We start from the raw sequence: 25,602 nt of genomic DNA, 5'->3' as shown, positions 1-25,602 counted from the left end.
CTGCATCACTTAATGATGGTAAAATGCACCGCAATAACCTGAGAAAAATGTTAAGTTATCCGCCAAATACTTTTTTGATACTGACCTCATCCTGTGGCATGTTCCAATTTCAATACAGGGTGAATCTGTCCGACCGGTTACTGCTGCTGCTTCTTATGTGCATCAGTTGCAATCAGCCACGAAGGCAGTGAAAGATCGAAGCGGATGGCGGCTGCACGGAAAAGGAAGACAAAAATCACGACACTCAACTGCAAGGTTGTTGAATCAGGTATTAACCGCAGCAAGGCAGCATAGATGAGCGCACCCACCAGGATAGGTGTTGCATATAATTCGCGGGAGAGGAGCAGGTTCTCTCTTCCGGTGAGCACATCGCGGATCAAACCGCCACCAATGCCGGTGAGCACTCCACTCGTCACGGCTATTTCCCATGCGAATCCCGCCATGAATACTTTCTTCATCACACTCATCAGCAGCAAGGCATTGGCCAGCGCATCGATATACAGCAGCAGGGAATAGCTCTTCCTGATGCCGGATCGGAAAAAGAAGGTGGCGATGGAAGCGCCAACCGCTGCCACCAGCATGGAAGGATCCTGCACCCAGAATACAGGCAGATTCAGCACAAGGTCACGCACGGTTCCGCCTCCTACTGCCGTCACTACACCGAGAATGATAACCGCGATGATATCCATTTCCTTCTTCGACTGAATGGCAGCAAGTGCACCGGTGATAGCAAATGCTATAATGGAAGCGATGCTGAGGTAATATGCAAGAATAGAGGCTGTGACCGGATTCATATCGCTCATGCTAAAAGGCTGCTGTGTTGTAGTGATAAATGAATTGTGCTGTTGTTTCCTTTCTTTCAGAAACACATCAAACAAAGTTGACAAAACAAATCCACTCTTTATCTTTGATCAGGTCATCCGATTCTTCTCCTTTGTTTAATAGTTGGTTCATGAAATTTTATATGCCGCATCTGCTTGCCGTTCTTTTACAGCTCCATGTTATTGATGTAACCGCACAAACCACCGTTTCGAATAAGCTTTTTTCCTTTGGTTCCTATGGTCGTGTCGGTGCCGGATTTTCACCGGATATAGATGGTAACATCGGGCGGTCGTTCAACCTCAATGGCATGGGATCAATTGGCGGAAGAATGGAAGAAGCAGATTATGTAGAATTAATCGGCGCACTCCATTTTAACCCTGTCACAGTGCGGCAGGACACAACTTCCGTGAATGTGCAGGCAAGAGTAGCCATGTACAGCAGCAAAGGACAGTTGATCGGCAATGTACCCAGCACCGGATATGGTGGTGTTGCATTTGCACTGCCTGAGCTGTATGCAGAAGCGAACCATATTGCAGGATCAGACTGGAGTGCCTGGATTGGCGCCAAATTTTTTCGCGGCGATGACATACACATAGCCGATCATTTTTACTTTGACGATCACAGCAGCCAGGGCTGTGGTGTCATCTTCAGAAATACCACTTTTTCCATCATGTTTCCCGGAACGGTGGATACCAGCAGTTCGGTGCCACCCAACTTTTATGTGAACATAGCGGATGGCACCGAGCGCCTTGGCCTACGGGGAAGAAGCATGCTGATTGTTGAACAGGTCATACCCTTTGACAGTAACAAACAAAAAATAAAACTGCTCGGCGAATATCATCGCCTTGCTGATGTAAGCGGGCAGGATACCGTCTCTGTATTAAACTATCCGGCAGCGGGTGGTTGGGTGCTTGGTGCCAAGCATGTCATCAGCATTCGAACAAAAGTTCCGGGCTCGTTCAATCAGTCATCTGTCCGTTATGGTCATGGCATTGCTAACGGTGATGATGGTGGTAACTCCAAAACATGGCTGACCTACGGAGCGCCCGACCTTTCCACCAACAAATTCAGTAATGCCTATTGCCTCAGTCTTGCAGAACATATACTGCTAAACGTAAGTCCTAAGTACAGCTTTAATGGCTATGCCATCTATACCATCAGTCATGGTGCTGCCGACAGCACGAATAAAGCACCCGATTATTTCGGCCGCGATATCTTCAATCGCAAGAGTGAATATGCAGCAGGCATCAGGAACTTCTGGTATATCAAAAAATGGTTTCACCTGCTCACGGAAGTACATTATGCCAGTCGCACCGATGGCGATCAGCAGGCTGCAACCATGCTGAAATTTTCAATAGTGCCTACGATTGTTCCTACCGCTAAGGCTGATCCCTGGGCGCGCCCTCACTTCCGCTTTATCTATTCTATCGCTAAATACAATCAGTTTGCTTCGGACAATCTTTACTCACCATTCCTGCAGGAAATTGGACAGGTGAAGTGGGGGCAGTATATCGGCATCCGGGCCGAATGGTGGCTGTTCTGAAGCAGGATTAATCTTCCCGCACTTCTTCCTGTGGAGCAGTTTGCTGCGCAAGGATTTTTTTGATGTGATGCACGGCCTCTTCCGGATCATCCGTGATGAATGCGAGATCAAGATCGCTTTCGGAAATCGTTTTCGCTTCAAGCATCGTTTCGCGGATGAAGGTGCCGAGATGCTTCCAGTAATTTTTACCCATACATACAACAGGCCGAGGCGGAAGTTTATGTGTTTGAATGAGCGTAAGCACTTCAAAAATTTCATCCATCGTGCCGAAACCGCCGGGCATCAGTACGTATGCGACGGAGTTTTTGCGGAGAATGGTTTTCCGGGTAAAGAAAAATTCAAAGGAAACCATCTTGTCGACGTAAACATTCGGAGCCTGTTCGAATGGCAGAATGATGTTGCAACCCAATGATACGCCTCCGCCTTCTTTGGCTCCGCGGTTCGCCGCTTCCATCACGCCGGGCCCACCGCCCGTCATAACAGAAAAATTGTTTTTCGCCAGTTCTTTCCCGATGGCGCGGGCAAGTTCATAATACGGATGACCTTCGCGAAACCGTGCGGAACCATACACGGTTACACAATTTCTGATGTCGGCAAAAGCGGAAACGCCCTGCCACAGGTCTGCCTGAACCTTGTGCGCATCGCGTATTTCATCGGCTAGTGTTCTTTGCGGCAGCAGAAAATGCTGATCGTTGGAGAGTTTCATGATGCGTTGTAGATGACTGGCTGAAATAATGATAGGAGTTAACTTATTCTATTGCTGAAACGGAAAGTTGCGGTTGGATTAAATGCAACTGTGAATGAAACACATCGTAGTTAAGCAGCAGAACCACTGCAATTCTTTTTGATTATATGTTCCGCTCAAAGTTCAGCATGGCTGTGCTGCAAATATTCCTGAAAAGAGATTGTGGATAACCATTGTCACTTTCAAATCAGCTACAATCCAAAACGGTACTGAAGGCTGACCAGTCCCTGTGTGCGTGCACTGAGAAATCCAACTTCACCGCGTGCCATCCAGTGTTTGTTTAACTGGAACTGTCCGCCCACGATAAAGTTCCACATATCTTTTTGCCGCTTGTCAAGCGAATATTCAACGGTAGAATTATTAAGGTTATTCACGGTCTGTTCCGCTGCCGCCAGCACCGTGCCAGCGGTTTCAAGGGCTTTATTGGCGGTATTATACTTGGCTGAATTCACAGGATTCTGCTGCTGTATTTCCGTGAGGCTGTTCCACCACTCATCCACGGCCGTATATCCTTGCTCTACCTTCATCTGTCCGTCATCAATTTTTTGCTGCGCATCATTGAGTGAAAATAAATCGCTCACCGGCAATGAGCCGGTAGTGCCTGAATTAATCTTCAGCCGGAATCCGCCGGCCCAAACGGCTACATTCATCTCATCCCTGATCACAAAATTTTTACCGATGCGCGGATCGAAAACGAAGGCAAAAGCTGGTTTCTCCAGGGCAGGCACATCAGACCAAGTCATGTTCATATCAAAAGCCATAAAGAATCCACCCACGCCAATGGTCGGCGTGAGGCCGAAACCAAGGGTGGTGGCATTAAACTCCGCTTTGGTGGAGAGTGGTAACACTTCCTGCCATACGCTGTCATTTTGCGGAATCCAGAGGCCGGCATCAATGGAAGTGGATAAGGCTGATTTCGCCAGTACGCCATATACGTTTAAGAAAGGAAACAACCAGATGTCGGGGCGAAGGTTCAGGCCACTGCCTTTGGAAACAGCTGAGTTGAAACGCACCACATTTCCAAGGTCATACATTTCACCACCATTGAATCCCACGCTGAGATTGTCGATGATAATATCTGATTGCTGGGTAAGAAAGTTGAGGCTGAGTCCTGCGGAATAGGGAAGGCTGAATCCCTGCTGATGTGCCTTTTTCCCGAGGATTGGCAAGGCATAGGGATACTCGGAATTCTTGACACTGTCAAGGTATTCCTGGTTCTTTTTCCCGACTACCTTATCTGTAGTGTACTGTGCATATGAGTCGGTCATTCCAAGCAGGGCCGGTATTATGGCATAAATCAACTTTTTCATAACAAATTCAAGTGGTTTCTAGATATGGTACAAAGTTAAAATAAAACCGGTCAGACAATGATTAAGCAGACAAACCGGACGAAGATGATACGATGCTGTTATATGACCATTACATTTTGCAGGAAATATTAAATTGAGCCATCGCTTGCCCAATCAGACGTTTGCCATCTCCCGGTCGTTCGCAGGCTATGTGTAAGCTGCATAATGACCAGCAAAACTGTAAATAAGTTTCTATAAGGAATTACAGCTTACATCAGCTTTGGCGCTAACTCCCCCAGCAATGCATTGCTGCCTTGTGGATCCAACTGCCTGATCTTCTCACGCATTTTAGCATTTCTCGCAGTAACGGTAGCCTCATCATCATCCGGCAGCTGATTAAATAATTTAGTGGTAAACTTCAGGAAGTCAACCACCTGCTTTTGCTCAGGAGTAGCTTTTTCGGAACTGAAGTCTTTAATGATGCTGTTCACCATATTTTTTATGTACGCATTGTTTTGGTTCCGGTTGGATGCCCCTTTCTGCTTGCGAAACAGGCTGTCTTCCAGGAGGCTTAGACGTTTTTCCTGTTCCTCCTGCAATACACGGAGCTTATCCAGGTGAACCAGTAATTCGAGTTTTTCAGAGACCTTGCTGCTTTTATAACGCGCCATCATTTTCTCAATATACAGATCAACCAGGTGAACCCTGACTTTCATCCAGCCCAATGCCGCATCAGGCATTTCTGCTGTCTGCCGTAAATCAATATAGAGTCTTCCGGCAAGATGAGGAGAATGATCGGTAGCATAATCATTGATGGTGCATGGCAGCAGATGTTTGTTCAATGCGATTGCGGTTTCAATTTCAAACTGAACATCCGTCGATGCTGCGGCATTTTCCGACCATAGTAAAAGCACAACTTCACAATCGTTGATTGCTTTTTTGATTTGTTCCCTGATATTTTCACCGGGACGTAACTTTGATTTGTCGATCCACAGATCATATTGCTCCAGTTCCGAATATACCTGGCCAAATTGATCCTTTACCTTATCGTCCCAGGCATGACTTACAAATATCTTCAACATGGTATCATTATTTGAATTAAACATTAGTAATGGATATGTTCCATGGCCATTCCCTCGTTTTTTGCAAAGGTGCTTGGAAAGAAAGCAGCAGCATCTGGTTCACCTGGCTATTGCACATTTTCAAATGTAAAACTGTCTCAAAAAAAAGAGCGCCATAAATTGCTGAAATCGTTGTTCTTTATTTTGGAAGAATGAATCAGTTTATGGGCAATACCATGCAGGCTCTTACGCCGATGTTTTTCTGGTAATTCGTCTGATCAAAGAAAGCCGTGATGACATAATCATGCTTTGTGGTAACCAGTTTATAGCCGGCAGAAAACACCCGGGAAAAATTGAGATCGGTGCCGTAGCTGTTAAAGGTAAGTCCAAGCCCTCCGCTGAAGCCAAGCAGGAAATTGTTATCGAACAGATAATAGCCATCGGCCATGGCGTTGAACAGGTTGAAGTTCACCTCTTCTCCGTCAACGCTGCCATTGCCGAAGAAAAAGGCATAATTGATTCTTGCCCCTGCATAGATGCGGCCGGTGATGTTACGGCTCGCAGCAAGATCAACTCCAGTGCCCAACACTGAATAATAATGCATGTACCGGATGGGTACGGTGATCATGGGGCCCGCTTCAGCATGCCAGCCTTTGAGCCATGATTTATCCTGTGCCGTTGCCGGCAGCATACCAACCAATAAGAGAAGGAGGCAAATGGATTTCTTCATAAACCCGGGTTTTACATTTGACAGTCAGTAATGATCTTCAAATATAACATTTAATAAGTATATTACTGGCTGTTGGCGGTTTCGGGAAAATCTTATGTATGGGTGCCTGATGCTTAATAAGGATGTTAGAACCGGACTCGGTTGTTGCAGGTGTTTCGCTTGCAGTTTGATGCAAATTCTTGCGTAAGGAAAAGACCGGTAACCCGTGAATGTACCGTTGTGTGACGAACAGTTTTACATCCGGCAATCAATTCCCATGGATATCCTATGACATACAGATGGCAGGCTCATAACTCCGACTTTTACAATGCTGTCTTTGAATTAAGTAATCGGCAGCGTGCCTTGCAAGTGTTCATAATACTATCAACGTCACAAGAATCAGGGTGGTTTGTACTGTACCTGCCTGCATCTATCAGATAATCGTTTTTTGTCTGCTTTCTGTCTCCTAATTTCCTTCCTTATCAGCGTCTTTGTTGTATTTTCGGGTTGTAGAGATTGCCCCTATGTTTTAGTTCAGGTGCAGTGCCACGGAAGCATGAAGTTTTGTGTTTCTAAAAGAGTTTCGTGCATATTAACGGTGCATCGCGTGAAGACCACGCGGGCAAAAAAAACCAAAATCGTCATCTGCCACCAAGTACTTTAGCTACAGCAAAATGAAAAATATGTATTACCTCATTATTTTCATTTTATGCATCTCAAGCATCGACTTTGCCATGGGACAAAATGCTGATGCAAATGAAATAAGCAGAACCGATGTCAGTTTTTTCTCGAATGGGTTGTTGATTCGAGGATGGCTTTATAAGCCGGAAAGTACTGTGGGTGAAAAGCTGCCGGTTATTGTAATGGCGCCCGGATTTTCCGGAACCAAAGAATGCAATTACCAATTCTTTGCCTCCAACTTTGCCAGGGCAGGATTTGCGGTGCTGCTTTTTGACTATCCGAATTTCGGAGAAAGTGCGGGTAATGTTAGAGGAGAAGCTGATCCGTGGCAGCAAGTACAAGCTTACAGGGATGGAATAACATATGTGGAAACTCTTCCTGCCATTGATCCTGAGCGGATAGGTGTTTGGGGAGGCAGTTACGCCGGTGGCCATGTGCTCGTGGTGAGTGCGTTTGATCCAAGGGTAAAATGCCTGGTAGCCATGACACCTTTTATCAGCGGTTCATACTATGTAAAACAACTGGCAGTTGAAAGCAAAGCCTTGCTGTATCAGCAATTCCGGGCAGACAGGTTGTCCAGGATAACGGGTGGAACACCGGCTAAAATCCCGGTAGCAAGCGCGGATGACGATCAGTTCTGCGCAGTTCCAAGTCCTCATGCATGGGAGTTTATTCAGAGCTTTAGGGAATACGCGCCCTCATTCGAAAACTCGGTAACTCTAAAAAGCCTTGAAATGCAGCTGGAATATGAGCCGGGATATTATGTTCAGCATATCGGCGGTAAACCGAAGCTGTTCATCGTTGCAAGGAATGACGAAGTTGTACCTGAACAGTTGATTGTGGACGCATACAACAGGGCACCGGAACCTAAAAACCTTGTTTATTTGGACGGCCATCATTTTTCTCCTTATATGGATAAATTACAGGAAGCGAGTAAGCTGGCAGTTGATTGGTTCAAGCTATACCTGTAAGTGGATCATCTCCTGTTAATGCGGAAAAACACCGGATCAAAATTTTCCCCCAATAGTCCGGATTAGTATGCAATAGTGTTCAAAGCTTTTTTGACCACGGTTATTGGCATTTGATTTCAAACATTGATGATTAAGTGCGTCTTCAGTTGCTGGTCTGCGCCTCCCGCTGGCGTTGCTAAGACCAACGGAACCAGCAAAGCGATGCTGTTATTCAGGAGGAATCACCTGCACTGCCCGCATGTCTCATGCGCGCGACACGGCGGCGGTGTAAAATATTTTACCCGCTTACAATGGAGTGAGCAGATTTCGGAAGAAAATTTCTATCGCAGTATAAGTGATAATTTGCCTAATCATAAATCCACATAAGCACTGGTTTCAAGCTTGCATTTAATAACGGATCAATGATCTCGAAACTCTTATTGGAAACTGCGGGACAACCCCACGTTTCCGGCGTTCCGTTTGGATAAACTTCTTGATCCGGAACAGCTTCCCATGAATGAAATACAACAAAGCGTTTAAAAGCATTACTATTAGTTGAATCAAGGCCATGGAGCGCATATTTAACGTGAACACCCCAGGAACTATAGCTTCTTTCTCCAATTTTGAATCTACCCAATGATGAGCAATGACTATTCTCCACATTACTGAATCCGGGATGGTCGTTTGAAAAATCATTACTCCAGGGATTGCCACAACAGCCATGTGCGACCAAAAAGCTGAGTGAGACAGTGTCCTTCTTAAAATCCCATACCATCATTCTTTTTAGACCCGAGTGTACACTCATGTCAATTAAAATACAAAAATCATTGTTGAATTCTTTGCGATTGCAAAAATCCAGCGCCTGTTTTGCTTTTATTCTCGCTGATTCAATATTCAGCGGTTCACCCTTACTTGCAGCTTCTTTGGGTACTCCATTATTACAGTATAAAAAAAACAGGGTGATCAAAACAGTGAAAGTGAGTCGCATGCTTTGCAAGGATACTTTTTCCTAAAACGCCATTTACTTTTAAGGTATTGCAGATAGAATCGACAAAAAAATGGGGTTGGTGAGCGGTTGATTCATCCCGCATTGGCGCTTATTTCAGATGTTATCATGACAATCACTGTTCCACTCGCCTGCAATTAGCCGCACATTATAAAATTCAATATCTTTAATAAAATTCTTCGCAATGAAAAAGCCAGCAGCAACCCATCTGAGAAGTGTAAAGGCCATGAAGCTTATTTCACTTAATAATCCTGTAGTACGCGATCTGCAAACCGATGTTGATTTACCTGAAAAGTATACATCGGCGCAATTAAAACAGCTGGTTGCCACGGCAGGAGGAACGTATAAGTTTGTTCAGCCCTACCTGACGTTGTCTGCAGCAAAAACAATTGATACCAGCAAAGGATACCTTACCGCTGCAGGCTGCAACAGTTTTTTTCCTACTGAACCCGTTATTGATTTTCCCTGGGGAGGTACTGGTTTCAGCGGTAAAATGGAATTATGGCTTACGAATGTAAAAAACGGGGATTCCTTCACCGTGCAGTTCCGTGTGAGTGTCGGCTTCTCTCCTGGTAAATCTGGGCAGTGGAGAATAGGCAGCAGCGACACCCAGGCACACTTTATTGCTATGGTACCTGTTTTCCAGAGTCTCGATTTTTATATACCTCCCATTACCAACGGAATGAACATGAGCCTGCTCACCCTTGAATCAAATTTCAATTCAGATGGTATGTGGACTTTCAAGGATGTGATTATTACCAAACTGCAGTGATTGTTAGCTTTCCGGACTCGGTCGTTTGCAGACAAGCATGTAGAGCGGCGAATGAGTGAATGTTCATTCCATACTTCCACAGTTTCTCCCGTTAGTCCGGATTGGTAATCACAGGTGTTCGAAACCTCCAGAACCCATAACTGGCTTAACTTTCATTCATATTTCTATCGGGAAAAGTGAACATAAAATTCTATCTCAAATAGTCATCAACTATTATCCCCTCAGAAAAAGCATGGTGCCAATTGTAACCCATTGCATTTTCAGTATAAAAATCTCTTAAGCAGATTGTCTGCAACGTATGCCCGGCAAGCTTTTGAGCATGTTTCGAACAGTAGTGACTACAAATCCCGACCAACGGAGTAAAAAGAAAACCTTCATTAGTCCGTCATTTATCCAATATGTTGAACTGTGTCCGCCAATTTGAAAGTCCCACAACTGAATGTAGTTGTCCTTGAGATAAAAGTTTGCACGTAAAAGTGAAATGGCTGTGCAACCAATCAACAAAATGCCTCCCGCTTTTTCGCTTTCAAAAAAATCCGGTAAATAGCTTAGTTAGTTTCATTTTTCTTAGTTGTCATTAGTCCTAGCATCATCACCAAAACGGAGAGAATAATTGCTTGTATGATGAGTGATTTATTTGCGATTGAAATACTTTGCTCGGGAAGTATAGCCAAGAAAAGAAGTATGCTAATTAACCCTCTCGGTGCAACAAATAACAGAGGCGATGAAGGAAGTTTTGAAAATTTAAGTGCAATCCATCTAACTAAAATAATAGATAGAACAATTCCTGCTGCCCAAGGAATTGTTTCAGGATTTAAAATTTCTTTGGCCTCCATCAGAAAACCAAATAGAAGAAAAAACAATGACCGAATAAGAAATGTAGCTTCTGTTGTAATCTCCTTGAACTTCTTTACTTCTTTATCTAATTTTTCAGGTCGTAATTTTTCTATCCAGTTAAACCGTTTCAGCTCGTCAAGGTTGCCAAGGAATAAGCCAAAAATAAGAATGAAGATTAAGCCAGGCAAATGATACACTTTTGAAACCGCATAAATTAGAATGACAATTAGAATAATCGGTGTGAAGGTAATGTGATGCTTAATGCGGCTTAATAAAAACGAAAGACCTAAAACAGCTACGAATGAAATGACAATTATGAGAAGAAACTGTAAAGCAAAGTTTCCAAAGGATTGTGCATTTATTATTTGATTTAGAGCAATGAAATTGAAGAACAGCACACCGAAAATATCCGACAAACTGCTTTCGTAAATAATAAACTCTTTGTTGAAAGCAGAAAGATTTCTGACGCTTGGGATAGCAATAGCACTACTGATTACGCAAAATGGAATTGCATTTACCAAAGCCATTTTATAGGAAACATGCCCTAAGTAATGAAATGCAAACGCAAAAATAAATGCCAAAACAAACATTGGAATGAGTGCATTGAGCAATGATTTTTTAATTACAGAGAGTTTGGATTTATTGAGTTCAAGTTCTAATGAACCTTCCAACACGATTAGGATTAAACCAATAGTTCCGAGTATTGGTAAAAGTGGATTAAGGTCAGGAATATGAATGTTGAACAAATCCACCGTTTGTTTTACAGCCCAACCTAACAGCAACAAAAGTATTACCGAAGGAATTTTTGTAAGCGCCGAACTAATGTCAAAAACATATGCTAAAAGCAGAAGCACACAAATAGTGATAATGATGGTTGTGGTCATTCGTTATTTAGCAAGGGTTAATAGTTCGGAAAAACTTGGCTCGTGAATTACAATGTCGGCATGATGGTTTACCAATTCGTCTTTGGAACAAAACGCTATTCCAAGTCCTGCCTCTTTTATCATGCAAAGGTCGTTCATGCTGTCGCCAATTGTGATTGTGTTTTCTCGTTTGATTTGGTATTTGTTTAGGACATTAAGCATAGCATTTGTTTTGCACAGTGTGTGTTTGCACAAACTTTCTGGATGGCTGAAAAAAAAGGATGGAATTTTGACTTCGCCTGTGCTGATGCTTTTTGAGAATTCCAGTTCATTAGATAGGGAAAAATCCATACCCAACTTATTTTTGATATGGTTGGTGATGCAATCATAACTGTCAGAAATTATTCCGACGATGTAACCTCGCTTCTTTAGTTCTGCAATAATTTCTTTTGTGCCTTTAATAACCGGAATACAGTCAGCTATTCCGATGAGTTCACTTATCGTTTTGCCTTTTAGCAAAGTAGCTATTCGCTTAGTAAGAATGATTACATCCGTTTCGGATGAACGAATGTTCATCAATTCATTTTTGAAACTGAATGTATCGGCACAAGTATCTATAAATCTTCCTTTCAAAAGTGTATTGTCCATGTCAAACACAATTAACTTGTCAAGTGTGTTTAGTTGGCTGTCCAAAGCAAAATCCATTTGCGAACGGATTTCATTCAACACTCCAAGTTCTTCAAAATTGTAATGGGGATTTTTTGAGGAAGCAGCTTTAAGAATAATCGTCTGTGCTACTTCTTTACTCATTTTACCAAGAGCTTGCCAAGGTTTGCTTTTGTTTTCAAGATACCCGATTTCTATTTCTCTCATTCGTGCATTCATAAGGTGCATGTCTATCAGTATGCCTATGTCCACACCGTAATCGTCTCTGAAATCTAATTGCAGAAAGTGTGATTTTTTTCCTGCAATCATTCCGCTTAAAGGTTGACTAAACCGAAGTAAGTCAGGGAAGAAAATGCTGAGAAGTGGTTTTGCCACAAGTTCTGTTACCCTACCAGCATTGCGATTGAATGAGGATTTTACAAAATCAACTTCACCTTGCAAGATGGGGTCAGTCAATAATTTAATGGTGTAGTGCGGATAGGGATCAATATCGCCATCAAGAAAAGCAATGATGTCATTTGTTGCACACAAAATTCCATCTTTCATAGATGCACCTTTGCCTAATTTGGTACTGGTGATAACCTTTGCTCCGTTTTCCTGTGCAATGGAAACTGTCTTATCAAGCGATTTGTCGTCCACCACAATTACCTCTGTTACATGCGGTTGCCCTTTTGCAAAGGTCACAACACTGGCAATGTTTTCTTCTTCGTTAAGTGTGGGTATAATTACAGTAATCATTTATCTTTTTTCGTTATTGTCAAAGTTAACTTTTTGAGCCGTCATGCCGTTATGAAAAACGGTATTTGTGCATGGGACAAAAGCCAATGTGAAGCAAAAATGCGTTGGCTTTTTGCGTGGCTTTGCTTCTCTTTTGCTTTTACGAAGGATAGCCAAACGGCTTTGCCGAAGTTTCTATTGTCGGTTGTTGTCCGCCCCAAAGTTTGATAATAGCACTGTCGCTTTGCAGTTGCAGCTAATCAATGGGTTGGGGATGTTTTGACCGAGAATTATTTTGGGTTTGATGTTTGAAGCTTGGCAAAACCAGACGTCATTGCGGATTGCGGATTTACGATTGCGGATTGGAGGGGCGCAAGCTGAATTTTCATCTCAGTATTCTCTTTTTGCAAACTATAAACTGCAGATTGTAAACTGTCAACCTTTGATTTTGTCTTCCGTCTTCCGTCTTATATCTTCTTCAGAAAGTGCTTGGATTCCCCTCGCTGGTGCGCGCGTTTCACGCGTATCATTAAGAACTCTTTCAAAAGAAATCGATCTCCAAAAGTCTTTTACCTCTGCTGTAATCAATGGCACTGCTGTATTTCCATAGCCATGGCTCTCGTTAGTCCGGATTTGTAATCAAAGGTTTCGAAACCTTCAGAGCCTATAACTGGATTAACTTTCATTCATATTTCTATCGGGAAAAGTGAACATAAAATTCTATCTCAAGTAGTCATAAACTATTCTCCCCTCAGGAAAAGCATGGTGCCAATTGTAACCCATTGCATTTTCAGTATAAAAATCTCTAAAGCAGATTGTCTGTAACGTATGCCCGGCGAGCTTTTGAGCATGTTTCGAACACCTGTGATTACAAATCACTAGTGTTCGAAACCTTACTGGTTTTCAGCTCTGCTTAACAAATCAAAGAAATTCAAGTTTGAGGTTTACACAGAAGACAGCCATTAGAGGGAAACAAAAGCAATGTCACGCTGAGCGCAAACTATTTTGCAAATCGAGTTCTTTAGCAATGACACTTTCCTAGCATTAAAGCTTTGATAGATTTTTCAATTGAATAACTGAAAATCGTCGAAACACTTTACAAACGTGCAGGATGTCAAATCGAAGCCGTGCGCGAGCCAGCGATTGCCGGGCGGAGCCGTTTGGCAATCGCGCTTTTTTTGGTTACTTTTTTTCTAAAAAAAAGTGACAGGAAAATAAATTCAAACTGAGCATTTTTATAACATGCTAAAAACCAATTGATAAGACAATGTGTCATTAGCAGCACTTCGACAACGCTCAGTATAAACTCAGTCGAAGTGCGACATTGCTTTTGTGGTCAGTTCTTCAGAAAAATGCCATGCTTCGACTCCGCTCAGCATGACATTTTTTTTACTACTCTCGTCACACAATGTTTCGAACACTTATAATTACAAATCCCAACCAACGGAGGGAAACGCGCGCACCAGCGGGGGCACCAGTGTGGAGAGCGACTGTAGACTTATTTCAGAACTATTCTTTCAAGGGCACACGAAATACGCGTACACCAGCCGCATGCCTGACTGAAGTTGAATACTATTGATTTTTTATATGGCGATGATAATGATGGTTTATCGTTGAATAGTAAATTTCCCTGCAAAGAATTGCTGATCACTTGTTCTCACAGTGTAGAAATACATTCCATCACTGCCGATTTCATCAACAGGAAGCTGGAGTTGGGTGAAATGGGATACGGGTATTTGTTGGAGCAATACGCCGCAAGAGTTGTAGATAAAGAGTTCTGCTTTTGCTGATGCAATGTTGGCAAGATTGAAAGTAATGTGGTCACTGGCAGGGTTCGGGTAAAGGGTTACTGCGACAAATGGTATGGCTACTTCTTCAATACCTACTGAAGTACAGGTAAGTATGTTTACCTGTGCATGCAATTGGATATACTCACCTGTAAGTGTTCCGCCTCCTGCAATTAACAGGTGGTTTCCTTCGGATACCACTGAATGTTCGAAAAGATTGTAAGGCAGTGATTGCGTTGACCAGTTGCCGCTCATTTCATCATAGATGTCAATTACATTATAATCGCCGGTAAATGTGTAGTTTTCTGTTTCAACAGTCATTCCGCCTACGAAGTAGGCTTTGCCGCAAACGGAAGCTGCATTTTCATTTTCATAAAACGCTCTTGCCACTGAAAGGGAATCAATTGACCACGTATCAGTGGTAAGATCATAGATATCTACTCTTTTACTTGGTACCCCATTTTCATCCGCACCGCCTGCAAACAGAGCTTTGTTTCCAACCGTGACCGCGCCAATGAAAAACCGTGGTTCAGATAACGTTGCTGTAGACCAGGTACCAGTGCTGAAATTGTAAATATCAATTTTATCGGTAACCGTTCCGGTCGAAAACTTAAATCCGCCGGCAAAGATGGCCAGTTCACCAATGACGGTGGTGCCCATACCTGCTCTCGCTTCGGAAAGCAGACCGATTGTCCATATGTTTGTTTCCGTGTTGTAGATATCCACTACAGCGTATTCTTTCTCCATTGAAATATCTCCACCGCCGGCAAATAACACCCTATTTCCCTTGCTCACTGCACCGATGCTGAACCTGGCTTGTACCAGCTGAGCACTACTCCACTGTTGTGTAACTGTATCGAAAATATCTACAGTGGTGGTGGTTGCGCCACTGCTATTGATTCCTCCGGCAAAGAGCACTTTGCTGCCGCAGCTTATTGCAGCAGGAAAGCTTCGGTCTATATCAAAATAATCGGACGTCCATAATTGGCTTTTGGTATCATAGATGTCAACCAGATTGGAAGTTCCGGCTCCGATGGCGCCCCCGCCGAAATATACTTTTGTTCCGAGCGTGGTGGATCCCATCTGGTATCTGAAATCAGACAAATTGGTGGTGGTCCATTCATCCTGCCCATAGGTTTTGGTGAAGGAGAGGAGCAGAAATGCGAGTAAAAAATATATCGTTTTCATGATGCTCATGTTTTTGGTATTGGTGAATTAAGATATGTTTTGTTAAAAGCTTCACTTTGCAGAGGTGTTGACCATGAATTGACTTCTGCGGATAGATTTTTTTCAGATATGTATTGACATAAGAAATTTCCTGCGCTGCATGTGAAATAAAATACGGCTTGTCCTTCTTTTGCTGAACAAAAAACTTAGCAAGCGGAAATGAATACGGTTTCATTTTAATATTATTTATTTCCTGCCCAATGTTCCGATAGCGCAGATACAATTCACATGACCTGGATTTTGCAGGTTGTCTTTTCGCCTTCATATGAGCGCATCTCCTGAGCAAAAACATAAGATGCTGCTAGGAATAGTAATGCAAAGACCAAAAAAGAGCGTAATACAAACAGGATTCGCAGTGAGAATTCGTTCTGCATAGATTACGGTTTAATTTTTAGTATCATCCTAATTTTCACCAAAGTTACTTGAAGTTGCTATGGTCTTGCAATGATAAAAATCATTTACATGAATGATTTATGATAAAATATTTTATTAATGAAATGCGGAAAAGCACAGAATATTGAAAATTATGAATTGCGTATTGGAACTACCATTACCAATAAAAAAAGCTCTCGTTAGTCCGGATTTGTAATCAAAGGTTTCGAAACCTTCAGAGCCTATAACTGGATTAACTTTCATTCATATTTCTATCGGGAAAAGTGAACATAAAATTCTATCTCAAATAGTCATAAACTATTCTCCCCGCAGGAAAAGCATGGTGCCAATTGTAACCCATTGCATTTTCAGTATGAAAAACGCTAAAGCAGATTGTCTGTAACGTATGCCCGGCAAGCTTTTAAGCATGTTTCGAACAGTAGTGACTACAAATCCCGACCAACAGTGAATTACTTTGTTATGGAATTGGAAGCACAGGGTATCAGTGCAGGTTTGAAATTTTCAAAACAGTAAAACCGCCATCGTGAGCAGAAAGTAATGAATAACCTGTAGTCTGCATTTCCTTTTTTTCAGAAGCCATGTTACCAAAAGGGACACGGCTTTTTTGTCAGGAGTTCAACTGTTCCAATATCGTTATTCTTTCATCTCCTCATTCTTTTATTACCTTCCAAACCGGTTTTTGTTTAGTGATTACTTCATCGAAATCCAAAATTGCTTCAATCCAAACATTGAAAACGAAAAATATGCGCATACAAAAAACAGTCTTATTGCTTTTCTGCTGCACTGTAATACATTCTGCCATCCATGCGCAAATCATTAAACGGCTTGATAAAAGCAAAATATCCTTTGCTGCATTAGACGATTCGATTCAATCCCTGATGAAGGCCGCCAATGTTCAGGGATTGGCCATCAGTATTTTTAACAACAATAAACCTGTCTATAAAAAGACTTATGGCTACAAACGGCTGGATACAAAGGAACCGATAAAAGGCAGTACAAACATATACGGAGCTTCCCTTAGTAAACCGGTGTTTGCAGTGATGGTGATGCAATTGGTGGAAGAGGGCGTTCTTGATCTGGATAAGCCATTGCAGGATTATCTGCCAAAACCAATTTATGAATACACACCATCAAAGAAATGGCATGACGACTACAGCAGCCTGAGAAATGATACGTTGTACCAAAGGATTACTGCACGGATGTGTCTCGATCATACATCCGGTTTTCCCAATTGGCGATGGTATGAACCTGATGAAAAACTAAGAGTAGATTTTACACCTGGTTCAAGATATAGTTATTCAGGAGAAGGACTCGTGTACCTGCAGGTAGTGCTTGAGTATTTGCTGGGCAAATCACTGGATGAAATGATGCACGAAAGGGTTTTTAAACCATTGGGCATGAACAACTCTTCTTACACCTGGCAACCTGAATTTGAAAAGGATTATTGTGTGGGCCATAGCGCTGCAGGTGAATTGTATGAAAAAGACAAGGACAATGATGCACGTTCCGCCAGCACGCTGGAAACTACGCTGGATGATTATACTTTGTTTGTGCAGGCCGTTCTGAATAACAGCTTGCTAAAACCTTCCGCAACGAAGGAAATGTTTACACCACAGATAAGAATCCGGAGCATCCAGCAATTCGGTCCATTGCAATTCCGGGATTCTACAGCTAATGATGCTATAAAATTAAGTTATGGTTTGGGCTGGGGCTTATTGCAATCGCCCTATGGGGCAGGTGCTTTCAAAGAAGGGCATGGAGATGGTTTTCAGCATTACTGCATTTTATTTCCAAAACAGGGAACAGCCATACTAATACTCAGCAATAGTGACAATGCTGAAAGCATTTTTAAATCATTACTGGAAATTGCGATCGGTGACACTTTTACTCCCTGGTATTGGGAAAATTATATTCCCTATGACCGGAAAGGAAATTGACTTCTTATTGAAATGAGGGAAATGAATATACTACCCAAATATGGGGGAATCAGTTCAGGACCTATTCACTATTTTACTTTCGAAAAAAATTTTCATCGCACTCCATCTATATCCAACTAAATAGCCTGAATGATACGCGTGTTGCTTTTTGAGGACAACCTTGACTTTATCGATAGCCTGAGCGAACTGATCAGCAATACCGACGGAATGGAATTGGTGGAGGTTTACAACAACTGCAAAAATGTGGTGAGAAACGTAAACTTTCATCAGCCGGATGTGGTGTTGATGGATATTGACATGCCTGTTGAAAACGGATTGCAGGGCTTGCGCAATTTGCGGGCAGCAGGCAATGAAGTAACCGTGCTGATGCTGACGGTATTTGATGACAATGAACGTGTATTTCAATCGGTCTGCTTTGGCGCAAGCGGTTATATTTTAAAACGCACAGTTCCGGAAAAAATAATTGATGCCATCAGGGAAGCGCATTCCGGCGGCGCGCCGATGACGCCTTCCATTGCAAAACAGGTGCTGAAGCTTTTCTCAAAACCATTTCAGCAAGCAGCGGAATTGCAGGCGCTGACCCCACGGGAACACGATGCGCTGTCACTGCTCGTGCGTGGTTACAGCTATAAGATGGCGGCGAACGAAATGAATGTAAGCGTTGAAACATTGCGCTTTCACATCAAGAATATCTACTCCAAGCTTCATGTCAATTCGAAAAGCGAAGCCGTGGCCAAGGCAATTCAGAATAAAATTGTCTAATTTGTTAGTGTGATGGCCGGAAGCATACAATCAAAAATTTTGAAGCATATTCTCATTTCCTGTTTTGGATTCGTATTGTTTGGGTGTAACAATTCCACGCAGATAAAAACTAATGCTACCGGCAAGAAATTATTCGACAGTATCGAAGTAATGCAACGATGCGATAGTATTTTTTATCACGCAGGCATGTTGAGTGATACGGCTTATTGTATCCGTGAAATACGGTATTTTAACAATGAAGATCTTGCGAACCAATATCCTCAGATGGTGGGCCTTGCATATTCGTCAGCCCTGGTCGCGACACAGTCTGTTCCCTGCGACTTAAATGGAAATAATTACACCGCAAACGTGCTGCGGCAAATAGAAATATTGGCGGATGTAACAGCAAACAAAAGGGTAAAAACGTGGGCTAAATACCTTAGGGCGAGGTACTATTGCGACATAGATGAGTATTTGATCGCATTGCCTGATATGCTCACCGTGTACAGCGAATTTGAGCAACAAAACGACAGCTTGGGCCAATGTATCACCAGTAAACGAATCGGAAATATTTACATGGGGAGCTATAACGATTATGATAAGGCCATTGTATATTTCAAAAAAGCATTGGAAAGATCAAATGAGACGGAAAAAAGCAAGAACATAGTGAATTTGTTCATGTGCTACCATGCATTGCAGAATGCTGATTCCTTAAATTATTATTACCACTGGTTTATGGACCGGTATCCGTTTTTATTTTCTGAGATTGACTTTATCAAAGTAAATACCCTGTATCAGATCTACTTGTACGACAAAACTCAAAACGGAAATATTGATTCAGTGAGCTATTATATGAAGCTACTTAACGGTCCGTCCCTTGGCAATACGATAGATGGCAATGACTTGCGCCTTTCGACTATTTCTTACTATGTCAATGTATTGCTGGAAAAGCGGGAATATGCAAGGGCAAAAGCTGCGCTAAGGGAAGGATTAAGAATAGACACCACCTGCGGATATGTCTGCACTTCAAGAGTGGATTTATACAAGTCGAGGTATAAATATTATGCGGCGACCGGAGATTTTACAAAAGCATATACCAGCCTCAATATTTACAATGAAGAAGTCGCGAGGATAAACTTTGCAGAGACGAAAGCAAAAATAGAGCAAATGAAAGTGCAGTTTGAAAATGAAGAGGACGAATTAAAGCGCATGAAGGCGCAGGAACAAAAAGATGCAGTTGCGCAACAGGAGATTAAAAATCAAAAAATAATCCGCAACGCACTGATTTTCGGAGCTGCGTTATTAATGGCTTTGATTGGTGTTTTAATCAGCCGCTTCCGTTTAAAACGCAAAATGGAAATGGAGCTGATCCGCAACCGGTTGAGCCGTGATTTGCATGATGATATCGGAAGTACCCTGAGCAGTATCAACATCCTCAGCCGTACTGTTCAGAAAAATATTGCTGCTTCGGGTGATGAAAAAACCAAAGCTTCCCTGGAAAAAATAAATGAACGCAGCCAGCGCTTGCTGGACAGCATGAGTGATATTATCTGGAACATCAATCCCGGCAACGATACCATGGAAGAAGTAATGAGCCGGATGAGGGAATATGCAACCACCATCCTGGAAGCAAAGAATATTGACTATGTTTTTGATTTTCCGGATGAAAAATCAACCATGAAGCTTTCCATGGATGTAAAAAACAACCTGTACCTCATTTTTAAGGAAGCAGTAAACAATCTTTCAAAATATTCAGCATGTACCAAAGCATGTGTCTCGCTCACTTTTGATGAGAAAAATATCTGTTTGAAAATTACGGATAACGGAAAGGGGTTTAATCAGCAGGAAATAATACATCGCGGTGGTCTGATCAACATGCAACACCGGGCGGAAGAGATTAAGGGAATACTTAGGATAATTTCCGAATCCGGAAAAGGTACAAGTATTGAATTGATGATGCCGAGATATTAATGAAGGCGTGCTTACCAAATTGTCGCTTAAGGATAATCATTGCTGTGGTCCCGAACTTGTTTCGGGATCTTTCGATTAAGCCGGGATGCCGAAATCAATTCGGCATGACAGCTCCGGTCAGCGACAATCAGGTATGTACCCTCCTGAAGTCCGGATAAATAAAAGCCCCGCACGTAAGTGCAGGGCCGGTTTGGAAATCTATTTGTCAACCGGAATTTACCTGCTGATCACCAGCTTTGCAATATCCGATCGTGCTCCTGCTGATGCGGCTATAAAATATATTCCGGAAGTCAGATCATTTGTTTCTATTTCATTTTCGGTTCCATCAGAAAAATTAATTGTCCTGACCAGTTGCATCATACTGTTATAGATTTTCAACGCAGTATGAGCGTTTGCACCGGCTATTTTTACGGTAATGCGGTCACTGGCCGGATTGGGATAGACGCTGATGGTTATTTCATCCCTGCTGTCGTTAACGGATTCCCCCGAAGTTATTAATGGTCCGGTGCTGCTGTTCTTATCATGTATGGTAAGGTTGCATGGATTGACAAAAACATCAATGATGTTGCTGCCGATAGCACTCAATATCGTTCCTCCTTGGAAAATAATCTGGTTGCCTGCCACGAAGTAAATGTTTCCAAGGACAGGTATAGCATTCAGATTGCAACCAGTCCCGTTGGTAGTGATGTCATTGATGGCACTCCAGGTTCCCACAGGAATAAAGTTGCACAGGTTCAGATCGTATCCATACTCGTCAAGCCCTACTCCAACTGCCCGCCATGCTTCGGCAACAGAAATGGCCTGCTGGCTGCAGTTACCGAATAAATCAATGGCAGCCTGTATCCAGGCATCCCGTGCATCGCCGTATTCTGCTGAGCCCCATAAATAAGTGTGAGAGAGAAAAGCGATGTCTTCCGCATCGTGTATATCAATTGGAGTTACATTATATGGAGTGCCATTATCATTGGTTCCGATTCCACCTGTTGCCAACAGATAAAACATAAAATTCTGAACCCCGCTGTTGGTATGTACACCTCCGTGATCTTCAGATGTGCAGCTATAAGCACTGTTTTCGTAGTCGCACCAGAAACCTCCTTTGTAAGTATCAGGATCATTTTTAAGTGACGGAAAGTTCATGCTCCTGATATAGCCGGTGCTTTTATCTGCGCCCACAAGCCAGTCAAAGTCAGTTGCGTCTAAGGTAAAATCATAAGGATCCCGCTCAAGGTCTGCTTCTAATATTTCACCCATAATATCTGCATATGATTCATCTAAGGCTCCTGACTCATCAGAATAATCCAGGTCTGCAGTATAATCATCCACACCATGTGTATACTCATGGGTCACTATGTCAAGGCAGGTGTAGGAATCGAATTCGTTGTTTTTATCATTACCGTAGCCAAAGTCAAAATCTTCCCAGGTTTCATCGTAAGCAGCATTGTTTCCATTGTTATCGGAGAAGCTGACATTCACGTTTACATCAAGATCTGCGTAGTTGTCATCATAGCTTCTCCAGTCAAAGGTCATCCAGTAATAGTCCAAAGCCTTTTGAATTCCCCATTGTGCCTGGGCACCATCACCCTTAACTCCGGTCAATTGCAATGGAAAATAATAACCATGGTCAAAGCAGATCTCTCCGTCGTTGTCGTAATCTTCCGTATGAATTTCAATGTCTCCGGCATAATCTGTGCAGATAAATTGATCTGTATTACCATAAGGCGTGCATAAGTTACCATTTAATGAAAATAATACCGGCTGCACGCCATTGAAAGGTAGAATAAAGTCCCAGTTGTTGCAGTTCAGTGAGATCGGTAATTCATTCACCAGTTGTCCGGTAGCTGCACTGATAAAAACATTTTTTGATGCGCCGTGTTTCAGGTTGAGCTCTACGCTCCAGCACAATTCGTAGGCAGTATTATCAAATGCTTTCCGTTCTGATTTTTTGTGATACATATAAACCAGTTTGGGATCTGGTTCCAGCTTTTTACCGGACAGTTTTTCTTTCGCAGAAAACCGGGAAACCAACACAGGATCTGTCCACTGGTACTCTTGCGGATCGATGTTTTGCAAAGCGATCCGGACCGCATCTTCTCCACTTAGCAGCGGTTCACGGTCTTCAAGATTTCTGATAAGGCGTCCGTTTGCCTTTTCAGCATTTCCATTTTTCTCAAAAATATTCATCACTGCACCGTGCACTTTAATGCCGTTGTGATATTGCTGATACCGGTAGATGGTTACGCCGGCAGTAGTATGCTCCTGAGTACGATACAAATTCATTTCGTCTTCTTGCTGTAATCCAAAATTGCTTTTATAGGTTTCAAAAATGTTATGCGGATTGATCTTCAATTCTTCTCTGAAGAACAGGAATGATCCGGCATCATGTATCCTGCAAATCTTATCCAGGGTGTGCCAGGTATTATTCGCTGCCGGTTGAGCAGAGCTGTTGTGGAATCCTGCGATCCAACAAATCGTGAGCAGTCCGATGCGCCGGACTATTTTTTCATTTATTACATTTTTCATGACGATGAGGTTGAGCTGTTTTTCAAATACAATTTCAATGTTCGATAAGAAACTATTTCTTATTACTCTTTAACTCATCCACCTGCTTTTGCAATTCAATCACGTATAGGGTAAGCTCCTCAATCTTCTTAATCATTTGAGCTGAGGTTTTGCCTAATTCCAATCCTTCATTTTCAATAACAGCTCCCGGTGTAACATCAGGCAAGTGCTTGTTTTCCTTAATAAAGGTTTCCACATACTTTAGTGACGGCAGTTTATAATCATCTGCAAAAACATAGTCGCACCAACCCGCTTCCACTCTTACTTCCTTTCCCCGTATTATGCCGCACACATCCAGCTTGTAGTTTGGATTGGCAGTGCCGATTCCCACGTTGTTGCCTATATCAGCAATGATCACATTGGAAGTTGCTTTACCGCCCCGGATAAAAGTGGTTTCATCAAAACCATAAGCAAAATGGGAGAATACCTCAGTACCCTCGAAACTGGCTGCATCATCAGCGTTTGCTACCTTCTTTACTGCCAGGGTGCTGTTGATTTCCGGTGCGTTGATGATCACCCTGCCGTCATTGGTAATAAACAAAGGAAGTGTTTGCGAAACTGTTTGATTGGCCGCTAACGTATTCGAACCGGTATAAAACAGCAGGTTACCGGATACAGGATCCAGGCTGATTTGAGCTGAGTATCCGGTACTCATAGATTTCCATGTATTGGTTGCGTAGTAAGCATTTAATCCGATAGCCGGATAATTCTGTACTATGGAAATTCCGGAAGAGCCTTGTCCGAAAATGGCAGTGGTTTTTCCAACGTTTCCTGATACCACCAACTTTGCCAGGCTGGCATCATCGGTACCTATGCCAACATTGCCGGGTTTATGCGCATACAAGCCTGAATAGGCCATGATGATGTTGCCCGGTGTGGCGCCTGAAGCCGTTGTAGGTGTAAAAGATGATAAATACATATTGTTGCTGCTTTGGGTAAGCGTTCCAACGTTATCTGTGCCGGGAGCGCCAAGCGAAACATATCCTGCCGGAAAGTTTACAAAGTTGCTGCTTCCTGCAATTGATAGTGCATTGCTCCCTGTGATTTCATTGCCGATCACATAGTCCGGAGAACCGTTGGCATTTACTATAAGTCCTGTTTTCCATTGCGGCACTCCTGTCTGCATATAGCGCGTGATTGCTTCGTAGCCATTGCCGGCACGGTCGATAATAAGATGCGAACTGGCCGCGGTTGATTTAATAAGCACATCCGCCAGGCCGTTCTGTTCCACATGCAGTATAGCAGCCGGGCTGTTTATTCCGATTCCAACCTGGCCTGTTTTTTTTATGGCCACGCGCACTTTGTTGTCGGTAATAAGATTCAAGTTTTGTTTGGTGGTGTTGCCAAGTGTGCTTGTTGCCGTGGGTGCATTGCCGCCTAGATTCCAGGTTTGTGCTTCAGCGAAGTGAACCAGTAAAGCGAAAAGGCAGATTGAAAAAAATGGTTTGCTTTTCATGGTAATAGGTTTTAGGATTTGCTTGAGATTATTTTCTGTGAAAAAAATCAGTTCACAAAAGAAGCCTGGTTAGCAGGCGAATGCACCTACATAAATAGGGGGGGCAGCAGTTGAGGTTGCGAATTTTGTAAACTGAAGCAAATAGTAGTTCTGCAGATGTCAAGCAGTGTTTTCCTTCAGATGGAAAAGCTCAACGTATACTCAGGCAAAAAGACATGTCTTTTGAACAGGCTTTTTCTTCGTCAAAAGAATATGGTATTTCTTTCAATCCCCGGATTTCAGGATGAGCTTTATCCTGTGCCGCATTCGGAACGGTTTTGTAAGTGAAGTGAATGCTTTTTATCGCGCGTTACACCGCCGCCGTATCTCTGATGAAAGCTTTGTGCTGAGAGCCGGCAGGGCCCGGGGGAATTCAATGCCCAACGCTTCAAACTGACGGTCACCTTCCATGCAGGATTGCTGCATCATGCGCTATTGGAAATTGACAAGGCTTGACCAGTTCGTAAAATGATGCACCGGAATATTCTCTCGTTAGTCCGGATTTGTAATCAAAGGTGTTCGAAACCTTTGAAACTCTTTACTGACTTCAGTTCCAAAGCATTTTTAATGTCTAAATATCGAGTCTGAACTTGTTCCGAAAAATCCTCATGTAGGTTTCTCGCTGACAGCAATCACATTCACGATGCCAAAGGAATGCTTAGATGGGTGAAAACGCTTGATTAAAACAGCTGTAATGTATACTGGATAAGCCTTTGAAGATGTTTCGAACACCTATGATTACAAATCAAGACCAACGGCGTAAAACTTTCCGGAAGGAACTCCAACACGGTAAACTTCCATCCTTACTCCAAAACAACGGGCTCCGGTAAA

General features: G+C 42.7%; 19 protein-coding genes. 7 read left to right on the top strand and 12 right to left on the bottom strand.

The genetic code is table 11. From position 1 onward, the window contains the following. Positions 1-137 precede the first annotated feature (137 nt). Positions 138-887 carry a trimeric intracellular cation channel family protein gene (locus K1X61_15970; GenBank protein MBX7110148.1) on the bottom strand — a complete coding sequence of 250 codons (750 nt, stop codon included), beginning with the start codon at positions 885-887 and terminating at the stop codon, positions 138-140. A 65-nt stretch (positions 888-952) separates the two neighbouring features. Here K1X61_15970 and K1X61_15965 point away from each other — a divergent pair, with 65 nt between their 5' ends. Further along, a complete protein-coding gene (locus K1X61_15965) occupies positions 953-2,365 on the top strand; it encodes a carbohydrate porin (GenBank protein ID MBX7110147.1) in 1,413 nt (470 codons plus the stop codon). A 7-nt stretch (positions 2,366-2,372) separates the two neighbouring features. Here K1X61_15965 and K1X61_15960 read toward each other — a convergent pair whose 3' ends face one another. The 4 genes from K1X61_15960 to K1X61_15945 form a co-directional block, all read right to left on the bottom strand. Beyond that, on the bottom strand, positions 2,373-3,071 hold the full coding sequence (locus K1X61_15960) for a TIGR00730 family Rossman fold protein (GenBank protein MBX7110146.1): 699 nt from the start codon (positions 3,069-3,071) through the stop codon (positions 2,373-2,375). A 230-nt stretch (positions 3,072-3,301) separates the two neighbouring features. Continuing rightward, on the bottom strand, positions 3,302-4,420 hold the full coding sequence (locus tag K1X61_15955; GenBank protein ID MBX7110145.1) for a hypothetical protein: 1,119 nt from the start codon (positions 4,418-4,420) through the stop codon (positions 3,302-3,304). Between the two features lie 248 nt (positions 4,421-4,668). Continuing rightward, complete coding sequence (locus K1X61_15950; protein ID MBX7110144.1) at positions 4,669-5,481, bottom strand: toll/interleukin-1 receptor domain-containing protein; 813 nt, start codon at positions 5,479-5,481, stop codon at positions 4,669-4,671. A 196-nt stretch (positions 5,482-5,677) separates the two neighbouring features. Next, positions 5,678-6,190: a hypothetical protein gene (locus K1X61_15945; GenBank protein ID MBX7110143.1), complete on the bottom strand. Its 513-nt coding sequence runs from the start codon at positions 6,188-6,190 to the stop codon at positions 5,678-5,680. A 662-nt stretch (positions 6,191-6,852) separates the two neighbouring features. On the opposite strand from K1X61_15945, the gene K1X61_15940 reads away from it, so the two are divergent. Next, entirely contained in the window at positions 6,853-7,821 is a 969-nt protein-coding gene (locus tag K1X61_15940; GenBank protein ID MBX7110142.1) for an alpha/beta hydrolase, read from the top strand. Between the two features lie 346 nt (positions 7,822-8,167). Here K1X61_15940 and K1X61_15935 read toward each other — a convergent pair whose 3' ends face one another. After that, positions 8,168-8,788, bottom strand: coding sequence for a murein L,D-transpeptidase catalytic domain family protein (locus tag K1X61_15935; protein ID MBX7110141.1), 621 nt, complete (start codon positions 8,786-8,788; stop codon positions 8,168-8,170). 202 nt (positions 8,789-8,990) lie between these two features. Between K1X61_15935 and K1X61_15930 the strand changes: the two genes are divergently transcribed. Beyond that, positions 8,991-9,578: a hypothetical protein gene (locus K1X61_15930; GenBank protein ID MBX7110140.1), complete on the top strand. Its 588-nt coding sequence runs from the start codon at positions 8,991-8,993 to the stop codon at positions 9,576-9,578. 276 nt (positions 9,579-9,854) lie between these two features. Here the strand turns inward: K1X61_15930 and K1X61_15925 are convergent, their stop codons facing one another. The 3 genes from K1X61_15925 to K1X61_15915 are packed head-to-tail and all read right to left on the bottom strand — an operon-like array spanning position 9,855 to position 12,682. Next, a complete protein-coding gene (locus K1X61_15925) occupies positions 9,855-10,082 on the bottom strand; it encodes a Na+/H+ antiporter NhaA (GenBank protein MBX7110139.1) in 228 nt (75 codons plus the stop codon). A 44-nt stretch (positions 10,083-10,126) separates the two neighbouring features. Continuing rightward, complete coding sequence (locus K1X61_15920) at positions 10,127-11,299, bottom strand: cation:proton antiporter (protein ID MBX7110138.1); 1,173 nt, start codon at positions 11,297-11,299, stop codon at positions 10,127-10,129. 3 nt (positions 11,300-11,302) lie between these two features. After that, complete coding sequence (locus K1X61_15915) at positions 11,303-12,682, bottom strand: HAD-IB family phosphatase (GenBank protein MBX7110137.1); 1,380 nt, start codon at positions 12,680-12,682, stop codon at positions 11,303-11,305. Positions 12,683-12,962: 280 nt separating this feature from the next. Here K1X61_15915 and K1X61_15910 point away from each other — a divergent pair, with 280 nt between their 5' ends. Next, positions 12,963-13,271 (top strand): hypothetical protein, encoded by a 309-nt coding sequence (locus K1X61_15910; GenBank protein ID MBX7110136.1) that lies wholly within the window; start codon positions 12,963-12,965, stop codon positions 13,269-13,271. A gap of 997 nt (positions 13,272-14,268) precedes the next feature. Here the strand turns inward: K1X61_15910 and K1X61_15905 are convergent. Continuing rightward, the gene (locus K1X61_15905; protein ID MBX7110135.1) at positions 14,269-15,636 is read right to left on the bottom strand and encodes a T9SS type A sorting domain-containing protein; all 1,368 of its coding nucleotides are present in this window, start codon (positions 15,634-15,636) and stop codon (positions 14,269-14,271) included. Positions 15,637-16,811: 1,175 nt separating this feature from the next. Here K1X61_15905 and K1X61_15900 point away from each other — a divergent pair. The 3 genes from K1X61_15900 (at position 16,812) to K1X61_15890 (ending at position 20,717) form a co-directional block, all read left to right on the top strand. Further along, positions 16,812-18,005, top strand: coding sequence for a beta-lactamase family protein (locus K1X61_15900; GenBank protein MBX7110134.1), 1,194 nt, complete (start codon positions 16,812-16,814; stop codon positions 18,003-18,005). A gap of 129 nt (positions 18,006-18,134) precedes the next feature. After that, a complete protein-coding gene (locus K1X61_15895) occupies positions 18,135-18,767 on the top strand; it encodes a response regulator transcription factor (protein MBX7110133.1) in 633 nt (210 codons plus the stop codon). 39 nt (positions 18,768-18,806) lie between these two features. Further along, positions 18,807-20,717 carry a hypothetical protein gene (locus tag K1X61_15890; GenBank protein ID MBX7110132.1) on the top strand — a complete coding sequence of 637 codons (1,911 nt, stop codon included), beginning with the start codon at positions 18,807-18,809 and terminating at the stop codon, positions 20,715-20,717. 216 nt (positions 20,718-20,933) lie between these two features. On the opposite strand, the gene K1X61_15885 is transcribed toward K1X61_15890, so the two are convergent. Both K1X61_15885 and K1X61_15880 read right to left on the bottom strand, forming a co-directional pair. Further along, positions 20,934-23,237 carry a M4 family metallopeptidase gene (locus tag K1X61_15885; protein MBX7110131.1) on the bottom strand — a complete coding sequence of 768 codons (2,304 nt, stop codon included), beginning with the start codon at positions 23,235-23,237 and terminating at the stop codon, positions 20,934-20,936. 52 nt (positions 23,238-23,289) lie between these two features. Then, positions 23,290-24,732 (bottom strand): hypothetical protein, encoded by a 1,443-nt coding sequence (locus K1X61_15880; GenBank protein MBX7110130.1) that lies wholly within the window; start codon positions 24,730-24,732, stop codon positions 23,290-23,292. Positions 24,733-25,602: the final 870 nt, after the last annotated feature.

It is taken from the genome of Chitinophagales bacterium (assembly GCA_019694975.1).
Taxonomy (GTDB): domain Bacteria; phylum Bacteroidota; class Bacteroidia; order Chitinophagales; family UBA10324; genus JACCZZ01.
Note: the sequence above shows the minus strand (reverse complement) of the source record. Positions and strands in the feature narration are given on the sequence as shown.